Source organism: Variovorax sp. SRS16 (genome assembly GCF_901827165.1).
Classification (GTDB): Bacteria; Pseudomonadota; Gammaproteobacteria; order Burkholderiales; family Burkholderiaceae_C; genus Variovorax.
This window is the reverse complement of the sequence record NZ_LR594666.1, coordinates 1690459-1702315: the sequence shown is the minus strand read 5'-3', so window position 1 is coordinate 1702315 and position 11857 is coordinate 1690459. Positions and strand designations below refer to the sequence as shown.

The window sequence follows — 11857 nt, the reverse complement described above, 5'->3', positions numbered from 1 at the left end:
CTCAGCTCGCGCTGAAAGCCACTGCCTCGACCTCGACCAGCCATTCCTTCTTTGCCAGCTCGTTGACGATGACCAGCGTGGAAGCCGGACGCGCGCTGCCGAGAAAGCGCGTGCGAACCGGGCCGACGGCGGAGAGATGCGACGCATCGACCAGAAAGGTGGTGACCTTCACCAGATGGTCGACCGTCATGCCGGCCGCCGCCAGCACCGCGACGAGGTTCTGCCAGGCCAGCGTGGTCTGCTGCGCGATGCCTTCGGCCGTCGCTCCGTCGGCACCGACGCCGATCTGGCCCGACACGTGCAGCCACTTGCCGGGGCCGGTCACGACGATCGCCTGCGAATAGGGGCCGGCAGGCGCAGGCACGGTGGAAGGATTCAGGGATTCGGACATGGGTTCTTTCATCATCGAATGCTGTGGGAATCGGAAAGCTGCGGCACGCCCTTCACCGCGCCGAGCACGCGCTGGAACAGGGCGAGTTCGGGGCTGGCAAGATCCTCGAGCACATCGAAGTGCGTGCGCCGGGGAACGATCTCCAGCGTCGCGCGCGATCCCGCGGCCTTCGCCGCCGCGGCGAAGTCGCGGCTCTGGCCGATGAAGCCCTCGGTCTCGGCCTCGCCCACCGCGACGATGAACTCGCCGGTGTAGAAGCGCTGCATCTCGCTCGGGCTCAGGCGCATGGCTTCGTGCGGTGTCATCCGCACGTCGTGGTTGATGCTGGTGAGCAGCAGCGGCGCCAGCGAGAACAAGCCGCTGACCGGAATCGTCGCGACCAGCGGATGGCCTTCGAGGCTGGTCGGCGGCGTCGCGCTGATCATCGCGGCCAGATGCCCGCCGGCGGAGTGGCCCGAGACGCTGACCCGTCGCGGATCGAAGCCGAGTTCGCCCGCACGGCGGTTCAGCCAGACGAAGGCATCGGCCACCTGCTCGACGATGCGCCCGAGGCGCACTGCGGGCGCGAGTTCGTAGCCGATCATCGCCACCGCGACGCCGGCCTTCACGTAGTGCTCGGCCATGAAGCTGAAGATCTCGCGGTCCAGCGCGCGCCAGAAGCCGCCGTGGATGAAGACGAACAGCGGCACGCCCTCCGCGGGCGCCGCATGCGCCGCGCTCGCCGGAAACCAGTCGATGGCGCAGCGCGCCGGCGTGGCATAGGCGTACACCTTGCGATCGGGCATCGAGGCGCGCAGGCGCTCGCTGCGCGCACGGTAGTCCGCATAGATGCCTTCCCTCTCGGGATGCCGGGGGCGCAGGCTGTAGTTCTGCTCCATGCGCTCGAGCAGTTCCATGATGCGCGGGGTATCAAACTCCAAGATAGGCTTCCTTCACGCGCGCGTCGGTCAAGAGCGACGACGACGGGCCGGAGAGAACGATGCGCCCGCTTTCCAGCACGTGCCCGTTGCCGGCATGGCGCAAGGTCACCTCGCTGTTCTGCTCGCAGACGAAGATCGTCAGGCCCTGGCGGCAGAGTTCGGACAGGGCCTGGAAGATCTGCTTGACCACCAGCGGCGCGAGCCCCATCGACGGTTCGTCGAGCAAGAGCAGCCGCGGCTCGGACATCAGTGCGCGCCCGATCGCGACCATCTGCTGCTCACCGCCCGACAGCGTGCCCGCGGCCTGCGCCAGCCGCTCGCCCAGCTTCGGAAAAAGCGCGAGCACGAAGTCGAGCCGGCGGCGGTACCTGCTCGCGTCGCCGCGCACGAGAAAATGGAAGGCGCCCATCTCGAGGTTCTCGGCCACCGACAGCGGCGCGAACACCTTGCGCCCTTCGGGCACCAGCGAGATGCCCAGGCGCACGATGCGTTCGGCGCCGAGCCCGGCGATGTCCTTGCCCTCGAAGCGCACCGCGCCGCGCACCGGCTTCATGAGGCCGCTGACGGTTCGCATCAGCGTCGACTTGCCGGCACCGTTGGCGCCGATCAGCGCGGTGAATCCGCCCTGCGCGATATCGAGCGACACGCCATGCAGCACATCGCCCTGCCCGTACGACACATGCAGTTCGTCGAGCTCAAGCATCGGCCGTCTCCTCGCCGAGGTAGGCGCCGATCACCTCACGATGGCTCGCAATCTCGGCCGGCGTGCCTTCCGCCAGGAAGCGGCCGCTCTGCAGCACCAGGATCTCGTCGCACAGGCCCATCACCATGCGCATGTTGTGCTCGACCAGGATCACGGTCACGCCTTGCGCATTGACCTGGCGGATCATCTTCGCGATCGGCGCCTGCTCGGACGCGGGAACGCCGGCGATCGGCTCGTCGAGCATGAGGATCTTCGGCTCGGCCGCCAGCGCGCGCGCGATCTCGAGCAGCTTCGATTCGCCGAAGCTCAGGTTGCCGGCCGGCAGCATCGCGCGATCGGCCATGCCGAGCATCGCGAGCTTGTCGCAGGCCGTGGCCTCGATGCGGCGCTCCTCGCGGCGCGCGCCGGCCGTGCCCAGCATCGCGGTCCAGAAGCCGGTGCGCGCGCCGGGGTGGCAGCCGATCATCACGTTCTCGACCAGGCTCAGCTCGGGAAAGATCTGCAGGTTCTGGAAGGTGCGCGCCAGGCCGAGCCGCGCGCGCTGGAACGGCCGCAGCGATTCGATGCGCACGCCCTCCAGTTCGATGGCACCCGCGCTCAGCTTCTGGATGCCGGCGATGGCATTGAACAAGGTCGTCTTGCCCGCGCCGTTCGGCCCGATGATCCCCTTGATCTGTCCTTCGCGCACCGACGTGCTCAATCCATCGACGGCATGCAGGCCGCCGAAGGTGACGCGCAGATCCCTAACTTCCAGCAGAGCCATCGGCGGCCTCCACGGATGAAGGGCGCAGGCTCTGCTCGGGCGGCCTCGCCACGCTCGCGGGCGCTTTCGGCTTGCGCTTGAGGCTCCCTGCCAGGCCCGCAAGCCCGCTCGGGAAATAGAGCAGCACGACCACCATGCAGATGCCGAACACGAGCAACTCGACATCCTGGAACTGCCTCAGCAGTTCGGGCACCACGGTGAAGATCGCGGCGCCGTAGAACGGCCCCCAGTACAAGCCGGTGCCGCCCAGTGCGACCATCACGACCAGCAGCACCGAGGCGAAGAAGCCGAAGGTCTCCGGCGACGCGAACAGGTTGAAGTGGGCATACATCGCACCGGCCAGTCCGGCCAGACCCGCCGACAGGCTGAAGGCAATGACCTTGTAGAGGAAGGTGTCGACGCCGAGCGTGTTGGCACCGATCTCGCTGCCGGCGATCGCGCGCAAGGCGCGGCCCGGCACGCTGCCGAAGAGATTGAGCAGCATCCACATCACCACCGCGGCGACCGCCCACACGAGCCAGTAGAAGCGCATCGGGCTGTCCAGCTCGAAGCCGAACAGCGCGTAGGGCGAGATCCCCGCGAGGCCGTTCGGCCCGCCGGTCAGCGAGACCAGCTCGACGAACAGCACCGAGAGGATGCCGCTGAAACCCAGCGTGCCCATCGAGAGATAGGGACCGCGCAGCCGCAGCGTGGCCAGCCCGATCAGCGCCGCGACGCAGCCCACGATGACGATGGCCGCGGCCGTCCCGAGCCATGGCGAGATGCCGTATTTGGTATTGAGCACCCCACTCGCATACGCGCCCAGCCCGTAGAAGGCCGCGTGCGCGAGCGAGACCTGGCCGGTCCATCCCATGATGAGATTGAGGCTCGCGATCAGGATCAGGTTGATGAAGAAATAGATGCCCAGGCTCAGCATGTAGTCGTTGGGTGCGACGAAGGGCCAGACGATCGCGATCGCCCAGATCACCATCAGGCCGCGCCGGCTTCTCGCCAGCTTGCGGGCGAGCACGCTGTCGCTGGATGCCACCGTCATACCTTCTCGATCTGGCCCTGGCCGAGCAGGCCGTTGGGCCATCGCACCAGCACCAGCAGCAGCACGATGAAGGACACGGCGTCCTTGAAATGCGACGACAGCATCCCGCCCGCGAAGCTCTCGGCCAGCCCGAGCGCGAGGCCGCCGACCACCGCACCCGGCAGGCTGCCGAGGCCGCCCAGCATCGCCGCGCAGAAGGCCTTGAAGCCGAGGATCGTGCCGTGGTCGAAGGAAGTCAGCGTCAGCGGCGTGACGATCACGCCCGCCAATGCGCCGATGCCCGCGGCCAGCGTGAAGGACAGCGCCATCGTCATGCGCGGGCTGATGCCGACCAGCGCCGCGGCTTCGGGCTGCGCCGCCGCCGCGCGCATCGCCTTGCCGAGCAGCGTGCGGTTGAAGAAGTAGCCGGCGCCGCCCATCACGACGGCGGCGATGCCGACGATCCAGAGCGTCTGCGATTCGAACACTGCGCCGGCCAGATGCACCGCCTCGCTGCCCGAGAACGAGGGCAGCCCCGCCGGATTCTTGCCGAGCACCAGCATGACCAGGCTCTTGGTGCAGATCGCCAGCGCGATGGTGACGATGGTGATCGACATCGCCGACGGCCGCTTCAGGCGCCGCACCACGAGGCGCTCGGACAGCGCGCCGAAGGCCATCGCGACCAGCACCGCGGCCACCAGCGACAGCAGCAGCGGCACCTTGGCCGCATACAGCGTCGCGGCCACCATGCCGCCCAGCATGACCCATTCGCCCTGCGCGAAGTTGAGCGCGCCGGTGCTCTTGAAGATGATGTTGAAGCCGAGCGCGACCAGCGCGTAGATGCTCCCGGTGCTCAGGCCCGCGAACAGCAGTTGCACTGACTCATTCATGAACGCTCAGACCTCGCCGAGCCGCGGATGCCGCAGCGCCGGCAATGCGAAGCCGAGCGCTGCGAGGCGCCCGCGCGCATCGCCGAGGTAGGCCTTGAAGGCCTGCTCTTCCTGCTGCGGCGTGGCCGCGCCCAGGCCGGCCTCGGCGGCCAGCGTGGCGGCCGCGGCATCGGGGCCCGAATCGATCTCGGTCGCCAGGCTCGGGATGTGATAGCCCGCGAAGGCGACGTGGCGCAGCCAGGCCTCGATCTGCGCGGCGATGCCCTGCTTCGCGGCCGCATCCAGCTGCGCCGCGCGCTCCCCGAGATACAGCCAGCCGAAGGACGCATGGCGTTCCTTGGCGGCGACGACCTTTTCCAGCAGCTGTGCCGCCACGGGTTCGCGGGCATTGGCCGCATAGAGGCGGTACAGCGCGAGTTCGAGGCCGTCCTCGACCGCGCAATGCACGGCGACATAGGCATCGAGCGATTGCGTGGCGTCCAGCGCGTCGCGGTAGAGCGTCCGATTCAGCACGGACTCCCAACGCGCGTCGCGTGGTCGCGCAAGGTAGCCGCCCAGGAGTTGGGCATAGCGATGGAAGCTCTCGACGTGCCAGGCCTCGTCGGTGTTGCGTACCGTGAGGAAATACTTCGGATCCGACTCGCGGTCGAGCTCCAGGCAGAAGCGGATCAGCAGCGCTGGCGTCTCGGCGAGGCCGGTGTATTCGACCCAGGCGCGCCGGCTCCAGACCGTGCGTGCGGCCTCGAGCGCAGCCGCAGACGACGTGGCGGCGTCGAAGCGCTCCCACGCGATGTCCTTGGCAGGCACCCAGCGGCTTTGCTTGCTGGTCTCGTAGAGCTCGCGGATCGAGCCGATCGAACGCTTGAGTGCGAGCGGGAACCGCCGCTCCACCAGCAAGGCAGTCGAAGAAGAAGTGAGTGTCATCGTCAGAACTCGCCGTCGATCTTGTGGTGGCGGAACATCGGCAGGCTGATGCCCCAGGACTCCTGCATCTGCCGGCGAACGCGCTGCACGGAGGCGATGAAGACAGGCTTCTCCAACTCCTCCACCGTGGCGCCCAGTCCGGCTTCCCAGGTCAGCCGGTCGACTTCGATTTCGGCCCGGGCCGCTGGCCCTTCCGGCGACAGCCAGGCGCTGTGATAACCGTTGAGCTCCACCTTCTCGATCATGGTGATGACGGCATCTTCCACCGCGCCGAGCTGCGTCTTCGACAGATGGGGAATGCGGCTGTTCATGAAGGCCCAGCCGAAGGCGCAATGCCGGACCTCGTCGCGCATGATGCTTTTCAAGACCTGCGCGGCGACCGGGTTGGGTGTGATGTCGATCAGGTGGCGGAACACGTCGAAGGCGATCTCTTCGGCCGCGCAGACCAGCGCCGCGATCACGCCTTCGAGCGGCACGTCCGGATCGAGCGCCATCTTGCGCACGCCGTGCGTGGCGACCGCGCCCTGGAACTCGGAGAGATCGGGCTGCTCGATGTAGCCGCCCAGCAGCTCGGCCATGCGAAAGCACACCTCGGCATGGCGCGACTCTTCCTGCGTGCGGATGGCGAAGAACAGGCGCATGTCGGGCGCGCAGTTCTCCTTGCAGAAACGGATCTGGAGCGCGGGCGATTCGGAGATCGCGCCGTACTCGCCCCAGGCACGGCGGCTCCAGTACATGCGCGCGGCATAGAGCTGCTTCTCGCTGTAGGGGCTGATGTCCAGCGCGGGCCAGTCGATGTCCAGGCTCGGATTCCACTGGTTGCTGGTGGCCGCATGGAAGAGATTGCGGATGCGCGGAATCTCGATGTCGAGGTTCAGCGGGAAGCGGTTCTCGGGCGCATCCAGGATCGTGCGCGACGTCATCGTTGCAGCGGGTGCCATGGCATCTCCTACTGGTAATCGGCCAGGCGGAAGCGTCCGCCTTCGTACTTCAGCAGCACGAGGTCGGCCTTCGACAGGCCCGAGTGCTGCGTGGGCGAAAAGTTGAAGGTGCCGCCGACGCCGTTGTAGTTGCGGATGGCGCCCAGCGCATCGCGCACCTTCTCCTTGTCGGTGCCGCCCTTTTCGAGCGCCATCTTCGCCAGGTAGATGGCGTCGTAGGTCTGTGCCGCGAACTGGTTGGGCCGGCGCTTGAAGCGCGCCTCGAAATTCTTGTTGAGCGCCAGGATGCGCGGCTTGGCCGGATCGCTGTCGGGCAGGTCCTCGCCGACCGGGAACTTCACGCTCACCAGCAGCACGCCCTTGGCCGCGTCGCCGGCCAGGTCCATGTAGCGCTTGTCGACGAAGCCGTAGCTGTGAACGAAGGGAATGTCGCCGAGGCCGAGCGTCTTGGCCTGCTTCATGGCGACGACGCCGGCGGGCGTGACGGTCCAGCACAGGATCGCCTGCACGCCGGCCGCCTTGAGCGCGCTCAGTTGCGGCGTCATGTCGGTGTCGGTCGGGTTGAAGGATTCATAGGCGACATCGAGCCCGCGCGCCGCGGCGGTCTTCTTGAGCTGCTCGACCGCGCTCTGGCCGAAGCCCGACGAGTCCGCCAGCATGCCGATCTTCTTGATCGACTTCTTGTTGAAGTAGTCGGCCAGCCGCTCCATCACCTGATCGTCGTCGACCGTGGACTTGAAGGTCCATGCGCGCTCCGCCACGGGCGTGACGATCTGCATGCTGCCTTCGGTCGAGATGAAGGGCACGGCCGCTTTCTCGGTCTGCTGCAGCATCGCGATCGCCATGCCGCTCATGTTGCCGCCGCCGACGATCATCTCGACCTTGTCCTGCGTGAGCAGGCGCCGCGTCGCGGTCAGGCCTTTCTGGGTCTGGCTCTCGGCGTCGTAGAAGAACCATTCGAGCTTCTTGCCGTTGACGCCGCCCTTGGCGTTGATCTCGTCCAGCGCCAGTTCCATGCCGGCCTTCATGTCCTCGCCGAGGAAGGCCGCGGGCCCGGTCATGGAAAGCACGGAGCCGATCTTGTAGGTGTCCTGTGCCATCGCGGGGACCAGCGGTCCGGCGACGGCGCATGCGAGAACCAGCTTGAGCGAATGGCGAAGAAGCGAGTGGATCATGGCGATAGGATGGGAAGGGTTGATGAACAGGGACCAGGATTCGCGTGCGCGCAGCGCTCAGTCGTTGACCTCGAAGGCCATCGTGTCACCGGTGGCGCCTGCCGCCGACTCGGGCGAGGACAGGGCCACCGTGAAGGTGTGCCGAACGAGGCTTCCGGGCGAATAGGAGCGCCCCGCCATCACCGGCAGGCCATCCTTGCCGAAGTAGACGAGCTCGCGAACCATCACCGGCGAATCGGGCGCCACGTCGAGCAGCTGCGCGACCTCGGCGTCCGCCAGCGAGGCCTCCATGCGGTTCTGCGCATGGGACAGGCTCACGCAGCGCGACAGCAGATCGAGCAGCGAGTGCTGCAGCGCATCCGCCTGCGTGATGGAGGCGGCGAAGTCGGGATGGATGTAGCGGAAATCGTAGGAAGCGATCGTGTCGCCGCTCTGGCGCACGCGCTCGATGTGCAGCACCGTCTGCTCGATGCCCACGCCCAGGTGGAAGGCCATGTCTTCGGGACAGGGCAGCGCGGCGAACCTGTGGAGCCTGAAGGTCAACGGCCGGCCGATGCGCTCCCACTGGTCCTTGAAGTCCATCTGGGGACCGAAGATCTCGTCGAACTTTTCGGTGTTGACGAAGGTACCGTGCCCCTGCACCCGCCGCAGCAGGCCCTGCGCCACCAGTTCCTGGATTGCCTGGCGCACCGTGAAGCGGCTGACGCCGAACATGGCGCAGACCTCCTGATCGGAATAGAAGCGGCCATCGCCCAGCACGCCGCTGCGGATGATGGCCTGCAAGCGGCGCTTGACCTGCGCATACAGCGGCAGCGGCGACGCGCGATCGAGGTCCAGCGCCAGGGCACTGCCTTCGTTGCGATCGCCGCGGGCCGTCGGGGAGAGTTCGGGCATGGATCCGTTCTTTGCTTCGTGTTGTCAGCAAGTACGGACATGATGATATGAAGGGCTATACTGACTGTCAACGACGTTTTGAAGCCGCATGCAGCTCGCACTTCTCGACCTCCCGGCCTCGCTGGACCACGCCCTCCACTTGAGCTTCCCGCAGCCGGGTCCGCTGGATTCGGTCGACGTGCTGGTGTGGCAGCCGGCCGCGATCGCCGGCGTGTATGGGGTGGAGGGCACGCACCTGGGGCGTCCCGTGCTGGGCGTCGCCGACTCGCAGCGGCTCGTCAAGGATTCGCGTTTCTGGCGCGACGAGTTTCGGGCCTTCATCGGCCGCGGCGGCACGCTCGTGATGCTGGCGCCCGGTCCTGGCACGCTGGGTATCCACACGGTGCAGGACGTGGTGGGCTACGACTTCATCGAGGCGCTGCCGGACCATGCCGGCCTGCGCCGAACCGAACGCGCGCCGGCCGCCGTCGCATGCACGGTCGGCGAGCCCTTTCGCAGCTTCTTCGATGCCGTCGGCGAGCGCTTCGCGGCCACCGCCGAGTTCGACGCCGCGAATGCGCAGCCCATCGCAACCGTCGCGGGAACCGAGCGCGTCTGCGCGCTGTACCAGTACCGCCACCCTGGCCGCGTCATCGTCCTTCCCGCACTCGCGCCGTCCGTGCCGGCCAGCGCCGTCGACGGCATCGTGCGCGCGATCGCCGACATGGCCTTGCGCCTTCGTTTCGAAGGCTCGGCGCCGTCGTCATCGCCTGCGTGGAAGACCTCGTTCGACATGCCCGGCGAGTCGGCGTTGCGCCGGCGCCTGGCAGAGCTTGCCGCACAACGGCGGGCACTCGACGCCGAACATGACAAGCTGGCGCGGCAGCTTTCGGACATGGCCTTCCTGCGGCAATTGCATGATGGCGATGCCGTCGGCGCGCTCGATGCCGCGGCCCTGGTGCTGCACGCGCTGGGCGCCTATGCGCAGAAGGGCGGCGCGGGGACGGACACGGTCCTGTTCGAACTCGATGGAAGAACGGGCGTGCTGGTGGCGGTCGACGATGCGCTGCGCGCACTCGGCGAAGGCCTCGCAGCCCATGTTCGACGCCGCGCGCAGGCGTGGTCGCGCGAACTCAAGGTGGCGGTCGTTCCGATCGCCCTGTACGTCGCGGGCAACCGCCGCGGCATCGCGCAAACGGGCGAGGAGATCGAGCGCTTGCGCCTCGCGCATCCGTCGCTGACCTTCATTGCCGGCAGCGACCTGCAACAGGCCTACGACGCACGCGATGCCGGCTTCGTCGGCCGATGGCTGGATGCCGCGGAAGCGGCCCATGCGGGCGGCGCGGCGCGCGACTGAATCACCGCCGATTGGTATAGCTCGCGTTGCCGAGTCCGGTGCCGATGGTCAGCACGGCCCAGCGCTTCACGTCCTGCATGAAGGGCAGCTCGCTGAGGCCTTGCACGACGGCGTCGTTGTGCATCAGCGCCACGGTCGCCTCGCCGCCGATCGAGGGCAGCCGCTTGCACAGCTCGGTCGGCAGGTGGAAGTTGTCGCTCTCCCAGTCGCCCGGCAGGTTCTGCGCGCCGCGCGCGATCGAGCCGTCCTTGCGGATCAGTCCCGGGCAGGCGATGCCGATGAAGGGCGCGAGCCCCAGGCGCTTCTTCCGGCTGTAGCGGATCTTGTCCTCGAGCATCTCGGCCAGCCGCTCGACCAGCACCTTGCGGCTCGGGCGCTCGTCCGCATGGCGCCACTTCTCGCGCCGCACCACCTTGGCCTTCGACAGGTCCGGCGCCCGCCGGATGCGCGTCTTGACGATGCCGCAACGCACGTTGGTGCCGCCGATGTCGAGCGCGAGGATGGCATCGTGGTGCCGGAGCATCGGCGGGGGCGTGAGATGCACCCAGCCGATCAGGCCGCCATCGTCGGTCTCGTGGCCGATGCGCCCGAGCTGAACATGCACGTTCATCTCCTCGAGCACGGCCGCCGCCTGCAGGATCACCCGTTCGCCGACATCGCTGCCCGGAAAGCCGCCGCCGATCACGATCCGCTCGACACCCTTCCACGACGGCTGGCGCAGGAAGCGGTCGATCACCCAGGCCAGTTCCTCGGCGAATTCCTCGATCGCGCCGTGCACCAGGTCGGCCGCCTCGGAAGCCATCCTGCTGGCCACCGCCTGGTCCAGCACTTTCTTGGTCAGCTCTCTCGAATGCTTGCCGCCCAGCGGATCCTCGCCCTTTCTGCGGCGCCGTTGCCGCCAGCGTTCCAGCAACTGCCTGAACGCGGTCTGGCTGGCCTGGTCGCCGACGAAGCCATCCTTGTCGCGCAACTGAAGGCTGTAGCCCTCGACCACCACCGAAGGCAGCTCCCTCGCACCGTGGACGTCGGGAAGCGGATGCGCGGGCGTGTCGGTTGACATGACGTCTTTCATGAGGAGATGGATGTCGATCCATCGGCCGTCGTCTCGAGGATCAGGCGCGCCGTCTCCTCCGGCGCATCCCAGTGCGGGAAGTGCCCGCTGCGTTCGAACCAGTGCAGGCGCGCATCGGGGAACAGCAGCCGGGCACGCGCCGCCTGCCGCACCGGACAGACCCGATCGAGACGGCCCCAGCCGATCACCAGCGGCTTGCCCAGGCTCCCGCTGGCCGCACCTTCCTGCGCCGCACCGCGAACCAGATCCCGCAGCATCCGGTCGAAGGACGGCGCCGTTGCATAGCTGCGCATCTCCTCCAGCACCAGCGAAGGCGCCAGCGCCGCCGCCTGCGCCGAGAGTTGCGTGAGCAGCAGCGCGCGCCAGCGAGGACTTTGCGTGATCGCCGGCATCGCGAACTGCAGCCTGCGCGCCAGGCGCACCGACAGCCAGATCGAGGCGTGAAAGGCATGGCGCTCCCAGCCGGCCCAGAAGCCGCCGGGATCGAGCGACACCACCGCGCCGACCACGTTGCCGCGGCGCGCGAGCTCGAGCACCAGGCGCGCGCCCATCGAACTGCCGACGACGTCGGTGCCGAGCAATTCGTGTTCGTGCAGGAAGCGGGTGACCGCATCGGCGAGTGCGCGGATCGACACCTCGCCTTCGAGCGGCGGGCTCTTGCCGAAGCCCGGCAGGTCGATCGCCACCACGCTGCGCTCGGCCGCCAGCGGCGCCATGATCGTCTGCCACGAACGCCAGCTGCTGCCCAATCCGTGGATCAGCAGCAAGGTCTTACCTTCTCCGCGGCGGACATAGTTGATCAGCACGCGTTCACTTTGAGTTCAGCCGGCCCGCAG

The 11857-nt window shown here is 67.7% G+C and carries 13 protein-coding genes; 1 reads left to right on the top strand and 12 read right to left on the bottom strand.

From position 1 onward, the window contains the following. Nucleotide 1 precedes the first annotated feature (1 nt). The 10 genes from E5P2_RS08240 to E5P2_RS08195 are packed head-to-tail and all read right to left on the bottom strand — an operon-like array spanning nucleotide 2 to nucleotide 8613. A complete protein-coding gene (locus E5P2_RS08240; RefSeq protein WP_162566638.1) occupies nucleotides 2–391 on the bottom strand; it encodes a RidA family protein in 390 nt (129 codons plus the stop codon). Between the two features lie 11 nt (nucleotides 392–402). Beyond that, complete coding sequence (locus E5P2_RS08235; RefSeq protein ID WP_162566637.1) at nucleotides 403–1311, bottom strand: alpha/beta hydrolase; 909 nt, start codon at nucleotides 1309–1311, stop codon at nucleotides 403–405. After that, on the bottom strand, nucleotides 1301–2014 hold the full coding sequence (locus E5P2_RS08230) for an ABC transporter ATP-binding protein (protein ID WP_162566636.1): 714 nt from the start codon (nucleotides 2012–2014) through the stop codon (nucleotides 1301–1303). The genes E5P2_RS08235 and E5P2_RS08230 overlap by 11 nt, the downstream gene beginning before the upstream one ends. After that, on the bottom strand, nucleotides 2007–2777 hold the full coding sequence (locus tag E5P2_RS08225) for an ABC transporter ATP-binding protein (protein ID WP_162566635.1): 771 nt from the start codon (nucleotides 2775–2777) through the stop codon (nucleotides 2007–2009). Before E5P2_RS08225 ends, E5P2_RS08230 begins: the two co-directional genes overlap by 8 nt. After that, nucleotides 2758–3810, bottom strand: a complete 1053-nt coding sequence (locus E5P2_RS08220; RefSeq protein WP_232080622.1) for a branched-chain amino acid ABC transporter permease — start codon at nucleotides 3808–3810, stop codon at nucleotides 2758–2760. Before E5P2_RS08220 ends, E5P2_RS08225 begins: the two co-directional genes overlap by 20 nt. Next, nucleotides 3807–4679, bottom strand: coding sequence for a branched-chain amino acid ABC transporter permease (locus E5P2_RS08215; protein ID WP_162566633.1), 873 nt, complete (start codon nucleotides 4677–4679; stop codon nucleotides 3807–3809). Before E5P2_RS08215 ends, E5P2_RS08220 begins: the two co-directional genes overlap by 4 nt. Before the next feature lie 6 nt (nucleotides 4680–4685). After that, the gene (locus E5P2_RS08210) at nucleotides 4686–5603 is read right to left on the bottom strand and encodes a hypothetical protein (protein WP_162566632.1); all 918 of its coding nucleotides are present in this window, start codon (nucleotides 5601–5603) and stop codon (nucleotides 4686–4688) included. Nucleotides 5604–5605: 2 nt separating this feature from the next. Beyond that, nucleotides 5606–6544 (bottom strand): ferritin-like domain-containing protein, encoded by a 939-nt coding sequence (locus E5P2_RS08205; protein ID WP_162566631.1) that lies wholly within the window; start codon nucleotides 6542–6544, stop codon nucleotides 5606–5608. 8 nt (nucleotides 6545–6552) lie between these two features. Further along, nucleotides 6553–7719 carry an ABC transporter substrate-binding protein gene (locus tag E5P2_RS08200; protein ID WP_162566630.1) on the bottom strand — a complete coding sequence of 389 codons (1167 nt, stop codon included), beginning with the start codon at nucleotides 7717–7719 and terminating at the stop codon, nucleotides 6553–6555. Nucleotides 7720–7776: 57 nt separating this feature from the next. Then, nucleotides 7777–8613, bottom strand: a complete 837-nt coding sequence (locus tag E5P2_RS08195) for a GntR family transcriptional regulator (protein ID WP_162566629.1) — start codon at nucleotides 8611–8613, stop codon at nucleotides 7777–7779. Nucleotides 8614–8701: 88 nt separating this feature from the next. On the opposite strand from E5P2_RS08195, the gene E5P2_RS08190 reads away from it, so the two are divergent. Continuing rightward, the gene (locus E5P2_RS08190) at nucleotides 8702–9949 is read left to right on the top strand and encodes a hypothetical protein (RefSeq protein ID WP_162566628.1); all 1248 of its coding nucleotides are present in this window, start codon (nucleotides 8702–8704) and stop codon (nucleotides 9947–9949) included. A gap of 1 nt (nucleotide 9950) precedes the next feature. Here E5P2_RS08190 and E5P2_RS08185 read toward each other — a convergent pair whose 3' ends face one another. Together E5P2_RS08185 and E5P2_RS08180 are read right to left on the bottom strand one after the other, a co-directional pair. Beyond that, the gene (locus E5P2_RS08185; RefSeq protein WP_162566627.1) at nucleotides 9951–11009 is read right to left on the bottom strand and encodes an ROK family protein; all 1059 of its coding nucleotides are present in this window, start codon (nucleotides 11007–11009) and stop codon (nucleotides 9951–9953) included. An 8-nt stretch (nucleotides 11010–11017) separates the two neighbouring features. Beyond that, the gene (locus E5P2_RS08180; protein WP_162566626.1) at nucleotides 11018–11827 is read right to left on the bottom strand and encodes an alpha/beta fold hydrolase; all 810 of its coding nucleotides are present in this window, start codon (nucleotides 11825–11827) and stop codon (nucleotides 11018–11020) included. Between the last annotated feature and the right edge of the window lie 30 nt (nucleotides 11828–11857).